The 25,314-nt window shown below is 58.7% G+C and carries 14 protein-coding genes and 2 pseudogenes; all 16 read left to right on the top strand.

Annotated features, from left to right (window positions below; genetic code table 11):
• Window positions 1-394: 394 nt before the first annotated feature.
• The 16 genes and pseudogenes from ACZZ0D_RS07190 (at window position 395) to ACZZ0D_RS07115 (ending at window position 25,284) form a co-directional block, all read left to right on the top strand.
• Entirely contained in the window at window positions 395-808 is a 414-nt protein-coding gene (locus tag ACZZ0D_RS07190) for an NADH-quinone oxidoreductase subunit A (protein ID WP_003223812.1), read from the top strand.
• Between the two features lie 10 nt (window positions 809-818).
• Entirely contained in the window at window positions 819-1,493 is a 675-nt protein-coding gene (locus tag ACZZ0D_RS07185) for a NuoB/complex I 20 kDa subunit family protein (RefSeq protein WP_053121628.1), read from the top strand.
• Between the two features lie 73 nt (window positions 1,494-1,566).
• Window positions 1,567-3,350 (top strand): annotated as a pseudogene (gene nuoC / locus ACZZ0D_RS07180) (NADH-quinone oxidoreductase subunit C/D).
• A 2-nt stretch (window positions 3,351-3,352) separates the two neighbouring features.
• Window positions 3,353-3,850: an NADH-quinone oxidoreductase subunit NuoE gene (gene nuoE / locus ACZZ0D_RS07175; protein WP_007920186.1), complete on the top strand. Its 498-nt coding sequence runs from the start codon at window positions 3,353-3,355 to the stop codon at window positions 3,848-3,850.
• Window positions 3,847-5,202: an NADH-quinone oxidoreductase subunit NuoF gene (nuoF, locus tag ACZZ0D_RS07170; RefSeq protein WP_008082856.1), complete on the top strand. Its 1,356-nt coding sequence runs from the start codon at window positions 3,847-3,849 to the stop codon at window positions 5,200-5,202. Before nuoE ends, nuoF begins: the two co-directional genes overlap by 4 nt.
• 134 nt (window positions 5,203-5,336) lie before the next feature.
• Window positions 5,337-8,051 (top strand): NADH-quinone oxidoreductase subunit NuoG, encoded by a 2,715-nt coding sequence (gene nuoG, locus ACZZ0D_RS07165; RefSeq protein WP_463552780.1) that lies wholly within the window; start codon window positions 5,337-5,339, stop codon window positions 8,049-8,051.
• Window positions 8,048-9,055, top strand: a complete 1,008-nt coding sequence (gene nuoH / locus ACZZ0D_RS07160) for an NADH-quinone oxidoreductase subunit NuoH (protein WP_463552779.1) — start codon at window positions 8,048-8,050, stop codon at window positions 9,053-9,055. Before nuoG ends, nuoH begins: the two co-directional genes overlap by 4 nt.
• Window positions 9,056-9,066: 11 nt before the next feature.
• Entirely contained in the window at window positions 9,067-9,615 is a 549-nt protein-coding gene (gene nuoI / locus ACZZ0D_RS07155) for an NADH-quinone oxidoreductase subunit NuoI (protein WP_007920177.1), read from the top strand.
• Between the two features lie 9 nt (window positions 9,616-9,624).
• Window positions 9,625-10,125 (top strand): NADH-quinone oxidoreductase subunit J, encoded by a 501-nt coding sequence (nuoJ, locus tag ACZZ0D_RS07150; RefSeq protein WP_008082850.1) that lies wholly within the window; start codon window positions 9,625-9,627, stop codon window positions 10,123-10,125.
• 3 nt (window positions 10,126-10,128) lie between these two features.
• Window positions 10,129-10,438, top strand: a pseudogene (nuoK, locus tag ACZZ0D_RS07145) (NADH-quinone oxidoreductase subunit NuoK).
• On the top strand, window positions 10,435-12,288 hold the full coding sequence (nuoL, locus tag ACZZ0D_RS07140) for an NADH-quinone oxidoreductase subunit L (protein WP_038362640.1): 1,854 nt from the start codon (window positions 10,435-10,437) through the stop codon (window positions 12,286-12,288). Before nuoK ends, nuoL begins: the two are co-directional and overlap by 4 nt.
• 39 nt (window positions 12,289-12,327) lie before the next feature.
• Window positions 12,328-13,860, top strand: coding sequence for an NADH-quinone oxidoreductase subunit M (gene nuoM, locus ACZZ0D_RS07135; RefSeq protein ID WP_008082846.1), 1,533 nt, complete (start codon window positions 12,328-12,330; stop codon window positions 13,858-13,860).
• Window positions 13,861-13,867: 7 nt separating this feature from the next.
• Window positions 13,868-15,331: an NADH-quinone oxidoreductase subunit NuoN gene (gene nuoN, locus ACZZ0D_RS07130; RefSeq protein WP_159813898.1), complete on the top strand. Its 1,464-nt coding sequence runs from the start codon at window positions 13,868-13,870 to the stop codon at window positions 15,329-15,331.
• Between the two features lie 954 nt (window positions 15,332-16,285).
• On the top strand, window positions 16,286-17,611 hold the full coding sequence (locus tag ACZZ0D_RS07125; RefSeq protein WP_463552778.1) for an OprD family porin: 1,326 nt from the start codon (window positions 16,286-16,288) through the stop codon (window positions 17,609-17,611).
• Window positions 17,612-18,025: 414 nt separating this feature from the next.
• A complete protein-coding gene (locus ACZZ0D_RS07120; protein ID WP_463552777.1) occupies window positions 18,026-22,633 on the top strand; it encodes a SpvB/TcaC N-terminal domain-containing protein in 4,608 nt (1,535 codons plus the stop codon).
• On the top strand, window positions 22,630-25,284 hold the full coding sequence (locus ACZZ0D_RS07115) for an RHS repeat domain-containing protein (RefSeq protein WP_463552776.1): 2,655 nt from the start codon (window positions 22,630-22,632) through the stop codon (window positions 25,282-25,284). Before ACZZ0D_RS07120 ends, ACZZ0D_RS07115 begins: the two co-directional genes overlap by 4 nt.
• The last annotated feature ends 30 nt before the right edge of the window (window positions 25,285-25,314 follow it).

The following is a 25,314-nucleotide window of genomic DNA, read 5'->3' as shown; positions in this document are numbered from 1 at the left end:
ATCCAGAGCGGTAGCGGCGTAGGAAAAATCGTGTAAAACGGGCGCCGTCGCTACTTGCAGTAACGTGCAAGTAAGACAACTTCCCAATACCTCACCCGTTAAACAGTTACAAAACCGCGCCAAACAATATTGATTATCATTTAGCAGCAACTATGTTCGTTACATTTCAAACAAAACATATTTCCCGCAAAACCGGCTAATGCCCGCAACGCATGGGCTGGCGGGGCCTGGAGGTACGCTATGTCCTTATTCCAATAAATAATTTCGCTATAGGAATTTTACTTGCCGGGTGTTTAGCCATAAAATCAGCGCGATTGATTGCTGCGACATATCGTCACTGCCTTATTTCTTTATCAAGCTCAGAGACCTTTGCTCTCTGTTAAGGATTACCAGCATGCCCGAAGCGACAGGACTCATGGCCCACAACTGGGGCTTTGCCATTTTCCTTCTGGGTGTCGTCGGCCTGTGTGCCTTCATGCTCGGTGTCTCCAGCCTCCTTGGGTCAAAAGCCTGGGGCCGCAGCAAAAACGAACCGTTCGAGTCGGGCATGCTACCTACCGGTGGCGCCCGCTTGCGGCTCTCAGCCAAATTCTATCTGGTCGCGATGCTCTTCGTGATCTTCGATATCGAAGCCCTCTTTCTCTTTGCATGGTCTGTGTCCGTCCGCGAAAGCGGCTGGACCGGATTCGTCGAAGCTCTCGTTTTCATAGCAATTCTGTTGGCAGGTCTTGTCTACCTGTTCCGAGTGGGCGCCCTTGACTGGGCTCCGGAAGCTCGTCGCAAGCGGCAGGCGAAGCTGAAACAATGAGGCTTTGGCAATGCAATACAATCTCACCAGGATCGACCCCGATGCTCCTAACGAGCAATATCCGATTGGCGAACGGGAAACCGTTTCCGATCCGTTAGAAGATCAAGTCCACAAAAACATTTTCATGGGCAAGCTGGAAGACGTGCTGAGTGGCGCGGTCAACTGGGGACGTAAGAACTCCCTGTGGCCGTACAACTTCGGCTTGTCGTGCTGCTACGTGGAAATGACCACCGCCTTCACGGCGCCCCACGACATCGCGCGCTTTGGCGCCGAGGTTATCCGGGCATCGCCGCGTCAGGCCGACTTCATGGTTATCGCCGGTACCTGCTTCATCAAGATGGCGCCGATCATCCAGCGTCTCTACGAGCAAATGCTCGAGCCGAAGTGGGTGATCTCCATGGGTTCGTGCGCTAACTCCGGTGGCATGTACGACATCTACTCTGTGGTTCAAGGGGTGGACAAGTTCCTGCCCGTGGACGTCTACGTACCTGGCTGCCCTCCTCGTCCGGAAGCATTTCTGCAAGGCTTGATGCTGTTGCAGGAATCGATCGGCAAGGAGCGTCGTCCGCTTTCCTGGGTCGTTGGCGATCAAGGCGTTTATCGCGCCGACATGCCTTCGCAGAAGGAACAGCGCCGCGAACAGCGAATCGCAGTCACCAACCTGCGCAGCCCTGACGAAGTCTGATCCAGATCTGTTCTGACAAAGAAACGAGAAGCTGGCTTCATTCTTTACGTTGACCGAAAGCGAAAAAATAACCATGACTACAGGCAGCGCTCTGTACATCCCGCCTTATAAGGCAGACGACCAGGATGTGGTCGTTGAATTGAACAACCGTTTTGGCGCCGAAGCGTTCACCGCTCAGTCGACCCGCACCGGCATGCCGGTGCTGTGGGTGGCGCGCGCCAAACTCGTCGAAGTCCTGACCTTCCTGCGTAACCTGCCCAAGCCGTACGTCATGCTCTATGACCTGCACGGCGTGGACGAGCGTCTGCGCACCAAGCGTCAAGGGCTGCCGAGCGACGCTGAGTTCACCGTGTTCTATCACCTCATGTCGCTGGAGCGTAACAGTGACGTGATGATCAAGGTCGCCTTGTCCGAGAGCGACCTCAGCTTGCCGACCGTTACCGGTATCTGGCCGAACGCCAACTGGTACGAGCGTGAAGTCTGGGACATGTTCGGCATCGACTTCAAAGGCCACCCGCACCTGTCGCGCATCATGATGCCGCCGACCTGGGAAGGTCACCCGCTGCGCAAGGACTTCCCGGCGCGTGCGACCGAATTCGATCCGTTCAGCCTCAACCTCGCCAAGCAACAGCTTGAGGAAGAAGCCGCGCGTTTCCGTCCTGAAGACTGGGGCATGAAGCGTTCCGGGACGAACGAGGACTACATGTTCCTCAACCTCGGTCCGAACCACCCTTCGGCGCACGGTGCGTTCCGCATCATTCTGCAACTGGACGGTGAAGAAATCGTCGACTGCGTACCGGATGTCGGTTACCACCACCGTGGTGCCGAGAAGATGGCCGAGCGTCAGTCGTGGCACAGTTTCATCCCGTACACCGACCGTATCGATTACCTCGGCGGCGTGATGAACAACCTGCCGTACGTGCTCTCGGTCGAGAAGCTGGCCGGCATCAAGGTGCCTGAGAAGGTTGACGTCATCCGCATCATGATGGCCGAGTTCTTCCGGATCACCAGCCACCTGCTGTTCCTCGGGACTTACATCCAGGACGTCGGCGCCATGACTCCGGTGTTCTTCACTTTCACCGACCGCCAGAAGGCGTACACGGTGATTGAAGCCATTACCGGTTTCCGTCTGCACCCGGCCTGGTACCGCATCGGTGGCGTTGCCCACGACCTGCCGCGCGGCTGGGAAAAACTGGTGAAAGACTTCGTTGAATGGCTGCCAAAACGCCTCGACGAGTACACCAAGGCTGCCCTGCAGAACAGCATCCTCAAGGGCCGTACCATCGGCGTCGCTGCCTACAACACCAAAGAAGCCCTGGAATGGGGCGTCACCGGTGCCGGCCTGCGTTCGACCGGTTGCGACTTTGACCTGCGTAAAGCGCGTCCATACTCCGGCTACGAGAACTTCGAATTCGAAGTGCCGCTGGCTGCCAATGGCGATGCCTACGACCGCTGCATGGTGCGCGTTGAAGAGATGCGCCAGAGCATCAAGATCATCGACCAGTGCATGCGCAACATGCCGGAAGGCCCGTACAAGGCGGATCACCCGCTGACCACGCCGCCGCCGAAAGAGCGCACGCTGCAGCACATCGAAACCTTGATCACGCACTTCCTGCAAGTTTCGTGGGTCCGGTGATGCCGGCCAACGAATCCTTCCAGATGATCGAAGCGACCAAGGGCATCAACAGTTATTACCTGACGAGCGACGGCGGCACCATGAGCTACCGTACCCGGATCCGCACTCCGAGCTTCCCGCATCTGCAACAGATCCCTTCGGTGATCAAAGGCAGCATGGTCGCGGACTTGATTGCGTACCTGGGTAGTATCGACTTCGTTATGGCCGACGTGGACCGCTAAGCATGAACAGCACGCTTATCCAGACAGACCGTTTCACCCTCAGTGAAACCGAGCGCTCGGCCATCGAGCACGAGCTGCATCACTACGAAGACCCGCGCGCGGCGTCGATCGAAGCCTTGAAGATCGTTCAGAAGGAACGCGGCTGGGTGCCGGATGGCGCCTTGTACGCGATCGGCGAGATCCTCGGCATCCCGGCCAGCGACGTTGAAGGTGTGGCGACGTTCTATAGCCAGATTTTCCGTCAGCCGGTTGGCCGTCACATCATTCGCGTCTGCGACAGCATGGTCTGCTACATCGGTGGCCACGAGTCGGTGGTCAGCGAAATCCAGAACAATCTGGGCATCGGCCTGGGTCAGACCACCACCGACGGTCGTTTCACCCTGCTGCCGGTCTGCTGCCTCGGCAACTGCGACAAGGCACCGGCGCTGATGATCGACGACGACACCTTTGGTGATGTGCAGCCTGCTGGCGTCGCCAAACTGCTCGAGGGCTACGTATGACCCTGACATCTTTCGGTCCTGCCAACCGCATTCAGCGTTCGGCCGAGACTCACCCGCTGACCTGGCGTCTGCGTGACGACGGCGAAGCCGTGTGGCTCGACGAGTACCAGGCCAAGAACGGTTACGCCGCTGCGCGCAAAGCCTTCGCTGACATGGATCAGGACGCCATCGTCCAGACCGTGAAAGACGCAGGTTTGAAAGGTCGCGGCGGTGCAGGCTTCCCCACGGGCGTGAAGTGGGGCCTGATGCCCAAAGACGAATCCATCAACATCCGCTACCTGCTGTGCAATGCGGATGAAATGGAGCCGAACACCTGGAAAGACCGCATGCTGATGGAGCAACTGCCCCATCTGCTGATCGAAGGCATGCTGATCAGTGCTCGCGCACTGAAAACCTACCGTGGCTACATCTTCCTGCGTGGCGAATACACCACCGCCGCCAAGCACTTGAATCGTGCAGTGGAAGAAGCCAAGGCTGCGGGCTTGCTGGGTAAAAACATTCTGGGCAGCGGCTTCGATTTCGAGCTGTTCGTCCACACCGGTGCCGGGCGTTACATCTGCGGTGAAGAAACCGCACTGATCAACTCCCTCGAAGGCCGCCGCGCCAACCCGCGCTCCAAGCCGCCCTTCCCTGCCGCCGTCGGCGTGTGGGGCAAGCCGACTTGCGTGAACAACGTCGAAACCCTGTGCAACGTGCCGGCGATCATTGCCGACGGCGTTGACTGGTACAAATCGTTGGCCCGCGAAGGCAGCGAAGACATGGGCACCAAGCTCATGGGCTTCTCCGGCAAAGTCAAAAACCCGGGCCTGTGGGAACTGCCATTCGGCGTCACCGGTCGCGAGTTGTTCGAAGACTACGCCGGCGGCATGCGCGACGGTTTCAAACTGAAGGCCTGGCAGCCAGGCGGGGCCGGTACCGGTTTCCTTCTGCCTGAGCACCTCGACGCACAGATGTACGCCGGCGGCATCGCCAAAGTGGGCACCCGTATGGGTACCGGCCTGGCCATGGCGGTGGATGACAGCGTCAATATGGTCTCCTTGCTGCGCAACATGGAACAGTTCTTCGCTCGCGAGTCGTGCGGTTTCTGCACCCCGTGCCGTGATGGTTTGCCATGGAGCGTGAAGCTCTTGATGGCCATCGAAGAAGGCCGCGGTCAGCCAGGCGACATCGAGACCCTGCTGGGTCTGGTCAACTTCCTCGGCCCGGGCAAGACCTTCTGTGCTCACGCACCGGGTGCCGTGGAACCGTTGGGCAGTGCCATCAAATACTTCCGTCCAGAGTTCGAAGCCGGTATCGCGCCAGTCAGCGCCGCCGTCCCGCCTCTGGCAAGGCCGATCGTAATCGGCGCGTAAATGCTTAATAAGGTGAAGGGCCTGGGCCTTTCACCTCCTGCGATGACGCCTTTCGAGGCTGGTTTGATTCGCACGGATAACAAGATTCCATTAGCCACGCCCGCTGACACCGGGCCAACGAAGACCTTTGAACCATGGCCACTATCCACGTAGACGGCAAAGCGCTCGAAGTCGACGGGGCAGACAACCTGTTACAGGCATGTCTGTCGCTGGGCCTCGACATTCCATATTTCTGCTGGCACCCCGCGCTTGGTAGCGTCGGGGCTTGCCGCCAGTGCGCGGTCAAGCAGTACACCGACGAGAACGACACCCGTGGTCGCATCGTCATGTCCTGCATGACCCCGGCCACCGACAACACCTGGATCTCCATCGAAGATGAAGAATCCAAGGCGTTCCGCGCCAGTGTTGTTGAATGGCTGATGACCAACCACCCGCACGACTGCCCTGTGTGCGAAGAAGGCGGTCATTGCCACCTGCAAGACATGACAGTGATGACCGGCCACAACGAGCGCCGTTATCGCTTCACCAAACGCACCCACCAGAACCAGCAACTGGGCCCGTTCATTTCCCACGAAATGAACCGCTGCATCGCTTGCTACCGCTGTGTGCGTTTCTATAAGGATTACGCTGGCGGCACCGACCTCGGTGTGTTCGGCGCCCACGACAACGTGTACTTCGGTCGCGTTGAAGACGGCACCCTCGAAAGCGAGTTCTCCGGCAACCTCACCGAGGTCTGCCCGACCGGTGTGTTCACCGACAAGACTCACTCCGAGCGCTACAACCGTAAGTGGGACATGCAGTTCTCGCCGAGCATCTGCCATGGCTGCTCGAGCGGTTGCAACATCTCCCCGGGCGAGCGTTACGGTGAACTGCGTCGCATCGAAAACCGTTTCAACGGTTCGGTGAACCAATACTTCCTGTGCGACCGTGGCCGTTTCGGTTATGGCTACGTCAACCGCACCGACCGTCCACGTCAGCCGCTGCTGGCCGACGGCACCAAGCTCGGTCTGGATGCTGCACTGGATAAAGCCGCTGACCTGCTGCGCGGTCGCAACATCGTCGGTATCGGTTCGCCGCGTGCCAGCCTCGAAAGCAACTACGCGTTGCGCGAACTGGTTGGCGCCGAGCACTTCTACTCGGGTATCGAAGCGTCCGAACTGGAACGCATTCGTCTGGTCTTGCAGGTGCTGAACGACAGCCCGCTGCCTGTGCCGAACATGCGCGACATCGAAGACCACGATGCGATCTTCGTCCTCGGTGAAGACCTGACCCAGACCGCCGCTCGCGTGGCGCTGTCGCTGCGTCAATCGGTCAAGGGCAAAGCTGAAGACATGGCCGAAGCCATGCGCGTTCAGCCTTGGCTCGACGCTGCGGTGAAGAACATTGGTCAGCACGCGCTGAACCCGCTGTTCATCGCCAGCCTGGCGGAAACCAAGCTCGACGACATCGCTGAAGAATGCGTACACGCTGCTCCGGACGACCTGGCGCGCATCGGTTTCGCCGTTGCCCACGCACTGGACGCCAGCGCCCCGGCCGTTGAAGGTCTGGACGCCGAAGCACTGGAACTGGCTCAGCGCATCGCCGATGCCCTGCTCGCGGCCAAACGTCCGCTGATCATCGCCGGTACTTCGCTGGGCTCCAAAGCCTTGATCGAAGCCGCCGCAAACATCGCCAAAGCACTGAAACTGCGCGAGAAGAACGGCTCGATCAGCTTGATCGTACCGGAAGCCAACAGCCTCGGTCTGGCCATGCTCGGTGGCGAATCGGTCGACGCGGCGCTGCAAGCCGTCATCGACGGCAAGGCTGACGCGATCGTTGTGCTGGAAAACGATCTGTTCACCCGCACCGCCAATGACAAGGTCGATGCCGCACTGAACGCTGCGAAAGTAGTGATCGTTGCTGATCATCAGAAGACCGCGACCACCAACCGCGCGCACCTGGTTCTGCCAGCCGCAAGCTTCGCTGAAGGCGACGGTACGCTGGTCAGCCAGGAAGGTCGTGCTCAGCGCTTCTTCCAGGTTTTCGATCCGCAATACCTCGACGCAAGCATCCTGGTTCACGAAGGCTGGCGCTGGCTGCACGCCCTGCGCGCGACCCTGCTGAACCAGCCGATCGACTGGACGCAACTCGACCACGTCACCGCTGCCGTTGCTTCGAGCACCGCGCAACTGGCGCGTATCGTCGACGCAGCACCGTCGGCGGCGTTCCGTATCAAGGGTCTGAAACTGGCGCGTGAGCCGCTGCGTTACTCCGGTCGCACCGCAATGCGCGCCGACATCAGCGTTCACGAACCACGCACCCCGCAAGACAAAGACACCGCGTTCGCCTTCTCCATGGAAGGTTACTCGGGTTCGGTTGAGCCGCGTCAGCAGGTTCCGTTTGCCTGGTCTCCGGGCTGGAACTCGCCACAAGCGTGGAACAAGTTCCAGGACGAAGTCGGCGGTCACATCCGTGCTGGCGACCCGGGCACCCGCCTGATCGAAAGCACTGGCGATTCGCTGAACTGGTTCGCTGCAGCACCGCGTGCCTTCAACCCGGCAGCGGGCACCTGGCAAGCCGTGCCGTTCTTCCACCTGTTCGGCAGCGAAGAAAACTCTTCGAAAGCCGCACCGGTTCAAGAGCGCATTCCGGCTCCTTACGTGGCACTGGCGAAATCCGAAGCGGATCGTCTGGGCGTCAACGAAGGTGCATTGCTGAGCCTGAACGTGGCCGGTCAGACCCTGCGTCTGCCGCTGCGCATCAATGAAGAACTGGGCGCCGGTCTGGTGGCATTGCCAGCGGGCATCGCCGGCATTCCACCGGCATTCGCCGGCGTATCCGTCGACGGTCTGCAGGAGGCAGCGCAATGACCTGGTTCACCCCTGAAGTGATCGATGTGATCCTGACGGTCATCAAAGCCATCGTCATTCTGTTGGCCGTGGTGGTCGCCGGTGCGTTGCTCAGCTTTGTCGAACGTCGCCTGCTGGGCTGGTGGCAGGACCGCTACGGTCCGAACCGCGTTGGGCCGTTTGGTATGTTCCAGATCGCCGCCGACATGCTGAAGATGTTCTTCAAGGAAGACTGGACGCCGCCGTTTGCCGACAAAGTGATCTTCACTTTGGCGCCGGTGGTGGCCATGTCCGCCTTGCTGATCGCGTTTGCGATCATCCCGATCACCCCGACCTGGGGCGTCGCGGATCTGAACATCGGCTTGCTGTTCTTCTTCGCCATGGCCGGTCTGTCGGTCTACGCGGTGTTGTTCGCCGGCTGGTCGAGTAACAACAAGTTCGCCCTGCTCGGCGCCCTGCGTGCTTCGGCGCAGACCGTGTCCTACGAAGTGTTCATGGGCCTGGCCCTGATGGGCATCGTGGTGCAGGTCGGCTCGTTCAACATGCGCGACATCGTCGAATACCAGGCGCAGAACCTGTGGTTCATCATTCCGCAGTTCTTCGGTTTCTGTACCTTCTTCATCGCTGGCGTCGCCGTGACTCACCGTCACCCGTTCGACCAGCCGGAAGCGGAACAGGAACTGGCCGACGGTTACCACATTGAATACGCCGGTATGAAATGGGGCATGTTCTTCGTTGGTGAATACATCGGCATCATCTTGATCTCGGCGCTGCTGGTCACCCTGTTCTTCGGTGGCTGGCACAGTTCGTTCGGCATCTTGCCGCAACTGTCCTTCCTCTGGTTCGCACTGAAGACCGCGTTCTTCATCATGCTGTTCATCCTGCTGCGCGCGTCTATCCCGCGTCCGCGTTATGACCAGGTGATGGATTTCAGCTGGAAATTCTGCTTGCCACTGACCCTGATCAATTTGCTGGTGACCGCTGCGGTCGTGTTGTGGAACACGCCTGCAGTCGCGGTTCAGTGAGGATTTGACCCATGTTCAAATATATTGGCGACATCGTTAAGGGTACTGGTACCCAGTTGCGCAGTCTGGTCATGGTCTTCGGCCATGGCTTTCGCAAGCGCGACACCCTGCAATACCCGGAAGAAGCGGTCTACCTGCCACCACGCTACCGTGGTCGTATCGTCCTGACCCGTGACCCCGATGGCGAAGAGCGTTGCGTTGCCTGCAACCTGTGCGCCGTGGCTTGCCCGGTGGGTTGCATCTCGCTGCAGAAAGCTGAAACCGAAGACGGTCGCTGGTACCCGGACTTCTTCCGTATCAACTTCTCGCGCTGCATTTTCTGCGGTCTCTGCGAGGAAGCCTGTCCGACCACCGCAATCCAGCTGACACCGGATTTCGAGATGGCCGAGTTCAAACGTCAGGATCTGGTGTACGAGAAAGAAGATCTTCTGATCTCCGGCCCCGGCAAAAACCCTGATTACAACTTCTATCGTGTTGCAGGTATGGCAATCGCTGGCAAGCCGAAAGGCTCCGCACAGAACGAAGCCGAACCGATCAACGTGAAGAGCTTGCTGCCTTAAGGAAGAACGATGGAATTCGCTTTCTATTTCGCATCGGGTATCGCTGTTGTGGCCACGCTACGTGTGGTCACCAACACCAACCCTGTGCACGCCCTGCTCTACCTGATCATCTCGTTGATCGCTGTGGCCATGACCTTCTTCGCACTCGGCGCACCGTTCGCCGGCGTGCTGGAAGTGATCGCCTACGCCGGCGCCATCATGGTGCTGTTCGTGTTCGTGGTGATGATGCTCAACCTCGGCCCCGCCGCGGTTCAGCAAGAACGCGCCTGGCTCAAGCCCGGTATCTGGGCAGGGCCGGTGATTCTCGCCGGGCTGCTGCTGGCCGAACTGCTGTATGTGCTGTTCGCTCACCAGAGCGGTCAGGCCATCGGCCACACCACCGTAGACGCGAAAGCCGTGGGCATCAGCCTGTTCGGCCCGTACCTGCTGGTGGTCGAACTCGCCTCGATGCTGCTGCTCGCTGCAGCCGTCACGGCGTTCCATTTGGGCCGTAACGAGGCGAAGGAGTAAGTCATGCCTGCTATCCCTCTCGAGCATGGATTGGCCGTCGCCGGCATCCTGTTCTGCCTTGGTCTGGTCGGCCTGATGGTCTCGCCGCAACATTTTGTTCGTGTTGATGAGTCTGGAAGTGATGATGAACGCCTCTGCACTGGCGTTCATTGTCGCGGGCGCCCGTTGGGGCCAGCCGGATGGACAGATCATGTTCATCCTGGTGATCAGCCTTGCAGCTGCCGAGGCCAGTATTGGTCTGGCGATCCTGCTGCAACTGTATCGCCGCTTCCATACGCTCGATATCGACGCTGCCAGTGAGATGCGCGGATGAACCTGATCTTTCTGACTTTCGTATTCCCTCTGATCGGTTTCCTGCTGCTGTCGTTCTCCCGTGGACGCTGGTCGGAAAACCTCTCGGCGCTGATCGGCGTGGGTTCCATCGGCTTGTCGGCGATTGTCGCCGCTTACGTCATCTGGCAATTCAACGTCGCACCACCCGAAGGCGGTCACTACACCCTGGTGCTGTGGAAGTGGATGGCGGTCGAAGGCTTCAAGCCTGACTTCGCCCTCTACGTCGACGGCCTGTCGATCACCATGCTCGGCGTGGTCGTTGGCGTCGGTTTCCTGATCCACCTGTTCGCGTCCTGGTACATGCGTGGCGAAGCGGGTTACTCGCGCTTCTTCTCGTACACCAACCTGTTTATCGCCAGCATGCTGTTTCTGGTACTCGGCGATAACCTGTTGTTCCTGTACTTCGGCTGGGAAGGCGTGGGCCTGTGCTCGTACCTGTTGATCGGTTTCTACTACAGCAACCGCAACAACGGTAACGCCGCGCTCAAAGCCTTCATCGTGACCCGGATCGGCGACGTGTTCATGGCCATCGGCCTGTTCATCCTGTTCCAGCAAGTGGGCACGCTGAACATCCAGGAACTGCTGGTGCTGGCACCGCAGAAATTCCAGGTCGGCGACTTCTGGATCACTTTGGCGACCCTGATGCTGCTGGGTGGCGCAGTCGGTAAATCGGCACAACTGCCGCTGCAAACCTGGCTCGCGGACGCGATGGCCGGCCCGACCCCGGTTTCGGCACTGATCCACGCCGCAACCATGGTAACTGCCGGTGTATACCTGATCGCCCGTACTCACGGCCTGTTCACCCTGGCGCCGGAAATCCTGCACCTGGTGGGGATCGTTGGTGGTGTGACCCTGGTTCTGGCAGGTTTCGCCGCGCTGGTACAAACCGACATCAAACGTATCCTCGCCTATTCGACCATGAGCCAGATCGGCTACATGTTCCTGGCGCTGGGCGTTGGCGCATGGGATGGCGCGATTTTCCACCTGATGACCCACGCCTTCTTCAAGGCCCTGCTGTTCCTTGCTTCCGGTGCGGTGATCGTTGCCTGCCACCACGAGCAGAACATCTTCAAGATGGGCGGTCTGTGGAAAAAACTGCCACTGGCCTACGCCAGCTTCATCGTCGGCGGCGCGGCACTGGCTGCCCTGCCACTGGTCACCGCAGGCTTCTACTCCAAGGACGAAATCCTTTGGGAAGCGTTCGCCAGCGGCAACCACGGTCTGCTCTACGCAGGTCTGGTCGGCGCGTTCATGACGTCGCTGTACACCTTCCGCCTGATCTTCATCACGTTCCACGGTGAAGCCAAGACTGAAGCCCACGCCGGTCACGGCATTGCTCACTGGCTGCCATTGTCGGTGCTGATCGTATTGTCCACCGCCATTGGCGCGATGATCGTTCCGCCACTGCACGGCGTACTGCCAGAAAGCGTTGGCCATGCCGGTGGCGAAGCCAAGCACAGTCTGGAAATCGCGTCGGGCGCCATCGCCCTCGCCGGTATCCTGCTGGCAGCGCTGCTGTTCCTCGGCAAGCGTCGCTTCGTCACGGCGATCGCCAACAGCGGCATCGGCCGTTTCCTTTCGGCCTGGTGGTTCGCTGCCTGGGGCTTCGACTGGATCTACGACAAACTGTTCGTCAAGCCTTACCTGGCGATCAGCCACGTACTGCGCAAAGACCCGCTCGACCAGACCATCGGTCTGATCCCGCGTATGGCCAAGGGTGGTCACACTGCCCTGAGCCGCACCGAGACCGGTCAACTGCGTTGGTACGCTGCTTCGATGGCTGCTGGTGCCGTGCTGGTTATCGGCGCCATCGTGCTGGTAGCGGTCTGATATGAACCTTGCGAATTTGCGAAAGGAAACGAGCCCGTCATGATTCTGCCTTGGCTAATCCTGATCCCCTTCATCGGCGGCCTGCTGTGCTGGATGGGTGAGCGCTTCGGCGCTACCCTCCCGCGCTGGATTGCGCTGTTGACCATGACCCTGGAACTCGCCCTCGGCCTCTGGCTGTGGGCCCACGGTGACTATTCATTTGCCCCGGCGCCTGGCGCCGATCCGACCTGGGCGCTTGAGTTCAAGCACATCTGGATCGCGCGTTTCGGCATCAGCGTACACCTGGCCCTCGACGGCCTGTCGCTGTTGATGATCCTGCTGACCGGTCTGCTGGGTATCCTCTCGGTACTCTGCTCGTGGAAAGAGATTCAACGTCACGTTGGCTTCTTCCACCTGAACCTGATGTGGATCCTGGGCGGCGTTGTCGGCGTGTTCCTCGCCCTCGACCTGTTCATGTTCTTCTTCTTCTGGGAAATGATGCTGGTGCCGATGTACTTCCTCATCGCGCTCTGGGGTCACAGTTCTTCGGATGGCAAGAAAACCCGGATCTACGCGGCGACCAAGTTCTTCATCTTCACTCAGGCGTCCGGCCTGATCATGCTGGTGGCGATCCTCGGTCTGGTGCTGGTCAACTTCAACAACACTGGCGTGATTACCTTCAACTACGCCGACCTGTTGAAAACCAAGATGTCGATGACCACCGAGTACATCCTGATGCTCGGCTTTTTCATCGCCTTCGCGGTCAAGCTGCCGGTTGTACCGTTCCACTCCTGGTTGCCTGATGCTCACGCCCAGGCGCCGACTGCAGGTTCCGTCGACCTCGCCGGTATCTTGCTGAAAACCGCTGCTTACGGTCTGCTGCGTTTCGCCCTGCCGCTGTTCCCGAATGCCTCGGCCGAGTTCGCGCCGATCGCCATGACCCTCGGTCTGATCGGGATCTTCTACGGTGCGTTCCTCGCGTTCGCGCAAACCGACATCAAGCGTCTGATTGCCTTCTCGTCCGTTTCCCACATGGGTTTCGTGTTGATCGGCATCTACTCCGGCAGCCAACTGGCCCTGCAAGGTGCAGTGATCCAGATGCTCGCGCACGGTGTGTCGGCGGCGGCACTGTTTATCCTCAGCGGTCAGTTGTACGAGCGTCTGCACACTCGTGACATGCGTGAGATGGGCGGTGTGTGGTCGCGTATCGCTTACCTGCCGGCAATCAGCCTGTTCTTTGCAGCCGCGTCCTTGGGTCTGCCGGGTACCGGTAACTTTGTCGGTGAGTTCCTGATCCTGATCGGCTCTTTCGCGAGCTGGCCGTGGATTACTGCGATTGCCACTTCCGGTCTGGTGTTCGGTTCGGTCTACTCGCTGATCATGATCCACCGTGCTTACTTCGGCCCGGCGAAATCGGATTCGATCCTGCACGGTATGGACGCTCGCGAACTGATCATGGTGCTAGGCCTTGCGGTGTTGCTGATCTACATCGGCGTCTACCCGCAACCGTTCCTCGACACTTCTGCCGCCACGATGCATGGCGTTCAGCAGTGGCTCGGCACCGCCTTCACTCAACTCGCTTCGGCCCGGTAAGAGCGCTATGGAATTCACGATTCAACACTTTATTGCGCTTGCGCCACTGTTGATCACCAGCCTCACCATTATCGTGGTGATGCTGGCAATCGCCTGGCGCCGCAACCACTCGCAGACCTTCCTGATTTCGGTGGCGGGTCTGAACCTGGCCCTGTTGTCGATCCTGCCTGCCCTGAAAGTCGCGCCTCTGGCCGTGACCCCGTTGCTGCAGATCGACTCGTTTGCCTGCCTGTACATGGCGCTGATCCTGGTCGCCACCCTCGCCTGCGTCACCCTCGCCCACGCCTATCTGGGTGATGGCGGTTCGGGTTACCCGGGCAACCGTGAAGAACTGTACTTGCTGATCCTGATGGCCGCCGCCGGTGGTCTGGTTCTGGTCAGTGCGCAGCACCTGGCCGGTTTGTTCATCGGTCTGGAACTGCTCTCGGTACCGGTTTACGGTCTGGTGGCTTACGCCTTCTTCAACAAGCGTTCGCTGGAAGCCGGCATCAAGTACATGGTGCTGTCGGCGGCCGGTTCCGCGTTCCTGTTGTTCGGTATGGCCCTGCTCTACGCTGACGCCGGTTCCCTGAGCTTCACCGGTATCGGTCAGGCACTGGCCGCGACGGGTCTGCCTAGCCCGCTGGCACAACTGGGCCTGGGCATGATGCTGATCGGTCTGGCGTTCAAGCTGTCGCTGGTACCGTTCCACCTGTGGACGCCGGACGTCTACGAAGGTGCTCCGGCGCCGGTGGCAGCGTTCCTTGCGACCGCGTCGAAGGTTGCGGTGTTTGCGGTGATGGTGCGTCTGTTCCAGATCTCCCCTGCCGCCAGCAGTGGCGTACTGAGCGACGTGCTGACCGTTATCGCCATCGCCTCGATCCTGTTCGGTAACCTGCTGGCCCTGACCCAGAGCAACCTCAAGCGTCTGCTCGGTTACTCGTCCATCGCGCACTTCGGCTACCTGCTGATCGCGCTGGTGGCGAGCAAGGGTCTGGCGGTGGAAGCCATCGGCGTGTACCTGGTGACTTATGTGATCACCAGCCTCGGCGCCTTCGGCGTGATCACCCTGATGTCCTCGCCGTACAACGGCCGTGACGCGGATGCCCTGTACGAATACCGCGGCCTGTTCTGGCGCCGTCCGTACCTGACCGCCGTGCTGACCGTGATGATGCTGTCGCTGGCCGGTATCCCGCTGACCGCTGGCTTCATCGGCAAGTTCTACATCATCGCCACCGGTGTTGAAGCGCACCAATGGTGGCTGGTCGGTTCGCTGGTACTGGGCAGCGCCATCGGCGTCTTCTACTACCTGCGCGTGATGGTCACCCTGTACCTGATCGAACCAAACCTGCGTCGCCACGACGCCCAACTGCACTGGGAACAAAAGGCAGGCGGCGTGATGCTGCTGGCCATCGCCCTGGTCGCATTCTTCCTGGGTGTGTACCCGCAGCCATTGCTGACACTGGTTCAGCAGGCGGGTCTGGCGGGCTGATTGCTCGGCTGGCTACACATGAAAACGGCACCTTCGGGTGCCGTTTTTGTTTTTGTGGGATTTAACATTTTCATTGCCTGACCCACCGCTTTCGCGAGCAAGCCCGCTCCCACAGGTTATGTGTCGTGCACAAATTCTGTGGCCATCCCGGATCATTGTGGGAGTGAGCCTGCTCGCGAAGGCGTCGGCACATTCAACATCTTCATTGCCTGAACCACCGCTTTCGCGAGCAGGCTCGCTCCCACAGGTTATGTGTCGTGCACAAACTCTGTGGTCATCCCGGATCATTGTGGGAGCCGGGCTTGCCCGCGAAGGCGTCGGCACATTCATCATCTTCGTTGTCTGACACACCGCTTTCGCGAGCAAGCCCGCTCCCACAGGTTATGTGTCGTGCATAGATTCTGTTGTTATCCCGGATCATTGTGGGAGCTGGGCTTGCCCGCGAAGGCGTCGGCACATTCAACATTTTCATTGCCTGACCCACCGCTTTCGCGAGCAGGCTCGCTCCCACAGGTTATGTGTCGTGCACAAACTCTGTGGTCATCCCGGATCATTGTGGGAGCCGGGCTTGCCCGCGAAGGCGTCGGCACATTCATCATCTTCGTTGTCTGACCCACCGCTTTCGCGAGCAAGCCCGCTCCCACAGGTTATGTGTCGTGCACAAACTCTGTGGTCATCCCGGATCATTGTGGGAGTGAGCCTGCTCGCGAAGGCGTCGGCACATTCAACATTTTCATTGCCTGACCCACCGCTTTCGCGAGCAGGCTCGCTCCGACAGGGTTCAGTGGTATTCACACCCGCCACATGACGAAATTGTAATTCCCTCATCACCTTGGCGTTATCCGCAGCTTGCAACGATGTCACCCGGCGACCATGCCGGCGGGCCCTCGCCCGTCGAACAATAAAACTCACGCCGAAGCACGTTCCCGTTCTGCCGAACTCCAGGAGTGACTGATGCTTAACCCTACAAAAATATCGATGGCCGCTTTAACGGTGGCGATCAGCGCCGGATCACCCATGGTAGTGGCGGAGGAAAAAGCCGAAGGCTTTATCGAAGGCAGCAGCCTCACCGTCCTCAACCGCAACTACTACTTCAATCGTGATCACCGCAACGGCCAGTCCAGCCCTACCGGCAATGGCTATTCCGAAGCCTGGGCGCACGCAGTAATCAGCAAGTTCGAATCCGGATTCACTCAAGGCACTGTCGGCTTCGGTGTTGATGCGTTTGCCATGATCGGCCTGAAACTCGACACCGGTGACGGCCGTAACGGCGCTCGTAGCTCCTTCGATGTGTTGCCGGTCAACAGCGATGGCCAGACGCAGGACGAGTACACCAAATTCGGCGGCGCCGCCAAAGTAAGCGCATTCGATACGGTCGTACGGGTGGGCGATGTGTTCCCAGCCACTCCGGTGGTTGCAGCCGGTGACTCACGATTGCTGCCGGAGAGCTTTAAAGGCGTGACAGCCATCAACACCAGTATCGAAGGCCTGTCGGTACAGGGCGGTCGACTGCATGCAATGAGCCAACCGACCTCCAGCGACCTCAATGATAACTTCGCCACCTTCTACGCCGGCCCGGTCAATTCCCCGTGGATCGCCTACGGCGGCGGCGATTACACGCTGAACAAAAACCTCACGTTCAGCCTGTATTCCAGCCGTCTCAAGGACGCCTGGAATCAGTACTACGCCGGTACCGCATGGACGTATCCATTGGCAGATGACCTGTCATTGTTCGGCGACCTCAACTACTACAAGGCCGTCGACGAAGGCAAACAACTGCTCGGCGAATTCGACAACAACATCTGGAGCGGCCGCGTCGGAGTGAAAGTCGGCGGTCACTCGGTTGCCCTCTCCCACCAGCGCAACAACGGCAACGACGACTTCGATTACCTGCGCCAGTCCGACTCGATCTTCCTCGACAACTCCGTCCAGTACAGCGACTTCAACTCGCCCAAGGAACGTTCGTGGATGGTGCGCTATGACCTCGACATGACCCCGTACGGCGTGCCGGGTCTGTCGTTCATGACCCGTTATGGTCGCGGCACCGATGCTGATTATTCCAACGCCAACGCTGTGTACATGCGCCGCGACGCGGAGGGTAATCCGCTCACCGATCAGAAGCGCTGGGAGCGCGATGTTGAAGTCAAATACGTGGTGCAAAGCGGCTCGATGAAAGACCTGTCACTGCGTTTGCGTCAGGCCACGACCCGCGCCACAGCGTTCGAGTCCGATCTGGAAGAAGTGCGGGTGATCGTCGAATACCCGCTGGCGATTCTGTGAATTTCATGAGCGATAAGATTCACCTTTAGAAGCTCCTTGCTCCTTTGGAAAGAGGTGAATTTTTGGCGTCCTTCGGGGCGCCTTTTTTATTCCGTGGAGACACGAAAAACCCGTAGGAGCTGCCGAAGGCTGCGATCTTTTGATCCTGAAAGACACAATCAAAAGAACGCAGCCTTCGGCAGCTCCTACAAGTTTTGGCGATAGATCGGTTATCTGTTGAGCGAATTTGATCTAAGAAAACTGCACCACCCTGTCAGGTCTGACAGGTTACACCGCCAGTCTTTACCGCTAGCGTTAACCCGCCGGGCATCCTATCGATGCCACCCATCTGGCAGGGAGATTCACTGATATGGCCGTCGCCACCTCCATCATCGCTTACATAAGTTGCACGGCCAGACGCAACGGCGGTTCGCTATGAGTGAGCAACCGCAGCAACAGTCAACGATGCAAATCAACACCCCCACCCTGCCAAAAATGGGCGGTGCCATTCAAAGTATCGGCAAGGGTTCAGGTGGCGTCGGCACCACCGGCGCGGCATCGCTTGAATTGCCCCTGCCGATTTCCCCCGGCCGTGGTTTTGCCCCGGCGCTGGGTTTGAGTTACAGCAGCAACGTCGGCAATAGCCCCTTTGGCATTGGCTGGCATCTGACGGTCAATGCCATCACCCTGCGCACCACCAAAGGCGTGCCGACGTATGAGGGGAATGATCAGATCGTGGGGCCTGGCGGTGATGTGTGGATGCCCGAACGCAATGACAGCAGCGGCAGCATCATCAGCAGAAACGTCACACGCTACAACGGCACCGAACTGGGTACCGTCCATGTGGTCGTGCGCTACTGGCCCAGGCTCGAAGGTGCTTTCAGCCTGATCGAGCACTGGTCAACCGCGACCGACGCAAGCGGATTCTGGTTGATTCATGGTGCCGATGGCAGCCTGCATATCTATGGCAAAACTCCCGACTCACGCCGAGCCGACCCGGCCGATCCATTGCGCGTCGGCGTGTGGATGATCGACGAAAGCCTCAACACGCGCGGCGAGCACATCGTCTACCAATACAAAGCGGAAACTGACGCCCCCGCCCCGCCGCAACTGCGCGACTACCGTGCGCAGCGCTACCTCAAGTGCGTGTATTACGGCAACGCCAAGGCCCATCCGCACCTGTACGCCTGGGTCACCGACAGCTGGAAAGCCGAGCAATGGCACTTCCATTTACTGTTCGATTACGGCGAACGCAGCACTACCCTGGAAACCGCCCCCACCTACGCAGAAACACAACCGTGGCCCGTACGCAGCGATCCCTTCTGGAATTACAGCTACGGCTTTGAACTGGGCACCCAGCGCCTGTGCCGGCAAGTGCTGATGTTTCATCACTTCCCCAAAGAACTCGGCGATACGCCCGTGCTGGTGCAGCGCCTGTTGCTCGAGCACCGGGCCAACCCGCTCGGCTACAACCATCTGACCGCCGCGCACATTCAAGCGTATGACGCACTCGGTCAGGTCGAAAGTCGCCCGCCCATGGAGTTCGGCTACAACGCTTGCGAGCTCGACCCCAAACATCCGGGCTGGACACAGTTTCCCGACATGCCCGGACTCAATGACGGCCAGTTCTATCAACTGGTCGACTTGTATGGCGAAGGCCTGCCGGGGGTGCTGTGTCGTTATGATCAAGCGTGGTATTACCGCGAACCATTGCGCTGCGACAGTGGCGGCGACGACGTCTGCTACAGCGACTGGAAACGGCTGGAAAACATTCCGGTGGCCGACAGCAGCAAAGCGATTCACCAATCGCTGACCGACCTGACGGGCGACGGCAAGCTCGACTGGGTAATCGCCATGCCCGGTATGCACGGCTTTTTCACCCTTGGCCCGGATCGCGACTGGTCAAACTACGTTCCCTTCAAAGCGTTCCCCAACGAATTCCTGCATTCAATGTCACGCCTGACCGATCTGGTCGGCGACGGCCTCAGCGACCTCGCACTGATCGGCACCAACAGCGTGCGTCTGTATGCCAATCGCCGCGAGCACGGGTTCGACGACGGCGTCGACGTGCCTCATCGTTATAAATTGCCCGACGGTGACGACGATGAGCTGCCGTCATTGCTGAATACGCAAACCGAAGTGGTCGCGTTCGCCGACCTGCTCGGCAGTGGCCAGCAGCATCTGGTGCGCATCCGCCACAACGAAGTCAAAGTCTGGCCGAATCTGGGGCGCGGGCGCTTCGGCAAAGGGTTTGTGCTGTGCGCGCTGCCGTTCACCTACAGCGAGTTCAATGCGGCACAGGTTCTGTTGGCCGATCTCGACGGCTCCGGCGCGGCGGATCTGATCTACCCGGAACCCAAGCGTCTGCGTGTGTTCATGAACCACGCCGGTAGTGGATTCGAGCAAAGCAGTGTCGACCTGCCGTGGCCCGAAGGCGTGCTTTACGACCGACTTACCCAGGTCAGCACCGCCGACCTGCAAGGGCTGGGTTGCTCAAGCCTGATCGTGACGGTGCCGTACATGGCCCCTCGACACTGGCGCTACGATTTCGTCAAAGCCAAGCCGTATCTGGTCAACCGCACCTGCAACAACATGGGTTCCAGCAGCGGCGTGACCTACCGCAGTTCGGCGCAGGAGTGGCTGGATGAAAAAAACCAGCAGCAGGCAGCGGGTATCGAAAACCCGATTTCCCGATTGCCCATGGCGCTGCATGTGGTCAAGCAACAGACCCAGCACGATGACATCACCGGCAATACGCTGACGCAGGGTTTCAGTTATCGCGGCGGCTATTACGACAGTTCCGAGCGTGAATTCCGCGGCTTTCGCTTGCTCATGCAGACCGATACCGAAGCGACGCAAGCCGAACGCGCAACCGCCGGTTTCACCGCACCGATCCTGAGCAAAACCTGGTTCCACACCGGCGAGGATATCGACCCTTCCCGCGACGGTTATTACACGGGCGACCCGTCTGCGGTAGCCCTGCAACCCACGCTGCTACACGATCACGCGGCGCAACCCATCGAGTCACCAGACGAAGACCTCCAGCGCGAAATTGCCCGCTGCCTGAGCGGCAGAGTCCTGCGCTCGGAGGTCTACGCAGCAGACGACGATCCCGCCACTGCCGTGCCTTACGCTGTCCAGGAAAGCCGCGTCGCCGTGCGCGTGTCGCGGCCCAAAGGTGAGCACAATCCTTACGCGGTGGTACAGCCGCTTGACCTGGAATCGATCAGTTATCAATACGAGCCAGACATCGCCGATGACCCGCTATGTCAGCACACACTGAACCTGGAATGGGATGAATACGGCAGCGTCATTCATGGCTTTACCGTGCACTACGCCCGGCGCAAAACCTTGAGCGATACACCGCCGTTCAGCGACGAATATCACCAAACCTGGTGGAAGGATGCCCACGACGATGCCCAACAAAAGTGGTACCTGACGCAAACCAAAGCGCTGCACCTTCACCTGCCAAATCCAGAAGCCTGGCGCCTTGGCCTGCCCTATCAGGCGCGCGGCAACGCACTGGTGCTCGACAAACCGGCGCTCACCGCCGCCAACATCACCCATGAGTATTTTCTGCAACAAAGCGCCGACGACGGCGCGTGGGCGAAACAATCCGTGCTCACAGGCTTGTCGATGCAGCTCTACATGAACCCCGCCAACAACCAGCCCCTTGCACCCGGCCAAGCGACGTTCGAAGGCTTGCCCGCGTACATAGAAACGGCGGAGCTGGATGCCATCGCCCTTAGCGCTTACGACAAACTCAAGGACGCGAATGGCAACATGCCCTTCAACCTGAAAGAAAAACTCGAGTCGCCGGAAGTCGGTTACCACATCATGGATCTGTTCCTGCCTGAAGTGAAAAACACCCCACCGACCGACCCGGACGATGCAAAAAACTACCTGTGGTCGGTGCGTAAAGGCTTCCCCACCTATCACACGCTAGATGGTTTTTTTAACATCCAGAAGTATCGCGAAACCCTTAGCCACGGTGAGACCCAGGTCTTTTACGACGACTATTGGTGCCTGACCAATGCCGTCACCCTGCCCGATGGCTGCACCACCCGCACCCTCGATGTGGATTACCGCAGCTTTCTGCCAGCCGCCATCGAAGACGCCAACCGCAATATTCAAGAAGCACTTTACAACGCCTTCGGCGAGGCACTGGTCAGCAGTTTCCACGGCACGGAGCTGGGGCTGCCAGTGGGTTTTGATCTGCTGAACACCTACGTCCCGCCTGCCGACCGCGACCCGGCGATCGCCATTGCCGACCCGAAAAAAGCCATCGGCAATTTCGCCAGTGTCGGTTTCAGCGATCCGTTCAGCTGGATGGGGCGCATCTCACGCACCGCACCGCCCTCCCCTGAATGGCAGGCATGGGCCAGACGTGAAGGATTCATCCTGCCCAGCGGCCACTTCTGCGACAGAGCGCGGCAGCATCTCGCCGACGTGCACACCCCAGACGCAAACGAAAAAATCCTCAAGCAACAACTCGACGCCACCCAGCGCGAACCGATACACGCCGTTACGATGTTGGCCGACCGCTACCCCGGTGATCCGGAGATGCAAGTGCGGGTCAGCATTGTCTGCTGGGATGGTTTTGGTCGAACGTTGCAAACCAAACAGGAAGTCGAGCCGGGGAAATCGTGGCAAGTCGACGACAACGGTGAATTGATCCTCGACTCGGACGGCAAGCCTGTAGAAGCCGAGGTGCCACGACGCTGGCGTGTCAGTGAGCCGGTTGAATACAACAACAAGGGCGAGACCGTGCGGATCTATCGCCCCTACTTTGCCGATCAGCCGCGCTACATCAATGATCGCTCGATGCGCGAGCATGCCTTCCACGATCAGCAGTTTTACGATGCAGCCGGTCGCCCGACTGAAACGGTGCTGGCGAAAAAAATGCTCCAGGGCAATCCACCGCAAATGAAACCGTTGCGACGGGAGACGTGGTACTGGATCTGGTGCAACGTGGCGTTTGATGAAAACGATCTGTTTGAGCCGCCGCCGGAACAACCGCGCAAGAAGTTTCCATTCATATGAGTTCAGGGATTGATGCATTTACCCCGAATCTCACTGCCACCGATAGCCGTGGTTTGCCAGTACGGCAGATTGCCTATTGGCGGCGGGATGTCAGCCAGCGTGAAGCGCGAGCCACGATTCAGCAGCATGACGCTGTTGGTCGCCTGGTGGCGCAACAGGATCCGCGGTTGCTGGCGGATGCTTCGGCGCCGGCGAATCTCGTGTCGGTCTATTCGCTGTCCGGGAAGGTGTTGAGCACGGTCAGTGTGGATGCCGGCTGGCGGCTCAGCTTGTCGGGTGAAGCGGATCAAGCGTTGTTGGGATGGGATGGCCGGGGGAGCCAGCGCAGGACGGAGTATGACGATCAGGTACGGCCGATCGCGGTATTTGAGCAGGCAATTGATGATGGCTTGTTGTGTACCGAGCGTTTTGCCTATGGCGACGACGATCCGGAATTTTCCGCGCGTAACCAGTGCGGGCGACTGATTCGCCACGACGATCCTGCAGGTACACAGCTTTTCGAGAAGTTCGGTTTGGCGGGTAAAGTCTTACAGCAGACACGCCATTTTTTGCAGACGCTGGAATCCCCCGACTGGCCGGAGCCCATTGCCGAGCGTGACACGTTGCTTGAGCCCGGAGCCGGATTCAAGGCGCGCGCGCGGTTCAACTCGTTGGGTGAGGCCATCGAACAAATCGACGCCAGAGGTAACCGGCAGTTTTCCATTCACACCCTCGCCGGCCAGTTGCGCGAAGTTCGTTTGCAACTGGCAAAGGACGTCGCGCCGAAGGTATTGGTCAGCGCCATCCAGTACAACGCCCTCGGTCAGACTGTGCGGGAGACAGCCGGTAATGGCGTGATTACTTCGCTGGATTACGCCGCTGACGACGGTCGGCTTTCGCGGTTACAGGCCAAACGAGGTAACGACGCTCTGCAAGATTTGCGCTACGCCTACGATTCGGTCGGCAATGTGCTCAGTATCGAAGACGCCGCCCTGCCCGTTCGCTACTTTGCCAATCAGCGGGTTGAACCGGTTAATCGCTACGTTTACGACAGCCTCTATCAGTTGATCAACGCGACGGGATGGGAGGCTGGCGGTTCTAATCAAGGCCCGACATTTTCGAGGTTTGACGATCCGGCGTCGTGCGCCAACTATTCGCAATCCTACCGCTATGACCGTGGCGGCAACTTGCTGGAACTGACGCATGACGGGCCGCAGAGTCACGGTCATCGACTGGTGGCGGCTGCGCAGAGTAATAGCTGTTTGCCGGTGATCAATGGCGTGGAACCGACCGACGAGGACTTTCGCAAAAGCTTCGATGCCAACGGCAATTTGCTCAACCTTCAACCGGGGCAGGTTTTGCGTTGGGATCTGCGTAATCAGTTGTGCGAAGTCAGACCCGTGGCGAATGACCGTGAGCGTTACGTTTACGGCGCCGACGGTATGCGCGTTCGTAAAGTGCGCTCTGTGCAAACCAACGCCCGAACGCTGATTTCGGATGTTCGTTACCTGCCAGGCCTGGAGTTACGCACCCACAGCGGAACGGGGGAAGCGTTGCAGGTGATCACCGTTCAAGCCGGACGAAGCAGCGTGCGGGTTTTACATTGGGAATCCGAGCCGCCGAAAGACATCGCCAACGATCAATATCGCTACAGCCTTAATGATCATCTCGGTTCCTGCGTGCTCGAATTGGACAACTCAGGCGACATCATCAGCCAGGAGCTCTATCACCCGTTTGGCACCACCGCATGGTTTGCCGGGCGCAGCGAAATCGAAGCGGGTTACAAAACCGTGCGTTATTCGGGGCAAGAGCGAGATGCCACGGGGCTTTATTATTATGGTTTCAGGTATTACGCGCCGTGTATGCAACGTTGGCTGAATCCGGATCCCGCTGGATACGTAGACGATCTTAACTTTTACAAAATGACCATTAACAATCCGCTTGTCTTTAACGACAAATTAGGATTGGCCCCGGTATTCGCTGAAGGTATGGAGGCACAATTAGCACCACATACCAATCTGATTATCGACCAACCTGAGGCGAATGAAAATTTTTTTGTATCTTACCGCGTACAGGGGTTGAAAGAGCGCTTGTCAGCAGCTGACGAACTATCAAAAGGTCGGGCCGAACATGTAGCAAACGCATTCACACACAAAGTCATCCTGAAAACCATTGTCATGACAGAGCCCAAAATAAAGGACATGGATAGCAGCAAAGTCAGCAAATACTTCAACATGATTAATAAACACGAATGGGAGTTCAAACAGAATTACAAATTCAAAGACTCAGGAAATGTGTTTGCCAACGATATATTCAGGCACCAGTACAAAGTAGCTTCAGAAAAAAACAAAAATTTTGGCGAGCTTCCCAGCGCCATTCGAAGATCTAAAGTAAAGAATGACACGACATTGAAAACAACTGAAGGCCTTCAAAGTGGCACCCCCGAGCTACTCGATGCCTTCTTCAAAACACCCAACGGCAAAACGACTCAAAGAGTGATTGAGGATTTCGGTATGGTCGCGACGAAGGTTACAACAGAAGCAAACGGAAAAGACCTGGATTTCGTTGTTACCGTTAAGCCACTGGGTGATTACCAAACCATCAACACGCTTCAGGTGCAACCAAAAAGAACAGGCAAAGCTGCGGTATTTACAAAATCGACAACCACTTGAGAGCAACCCGACGATCTAAATATCTTTGCA

The sequence above is a fragment of the Pseudomonas sp. AC193 genome (assembly GCF_979258075.1).
Note: the sequence above shows the minus strand (reverse complement) of the source record. Positions and strands in the feature narration are given on the sequence as shown.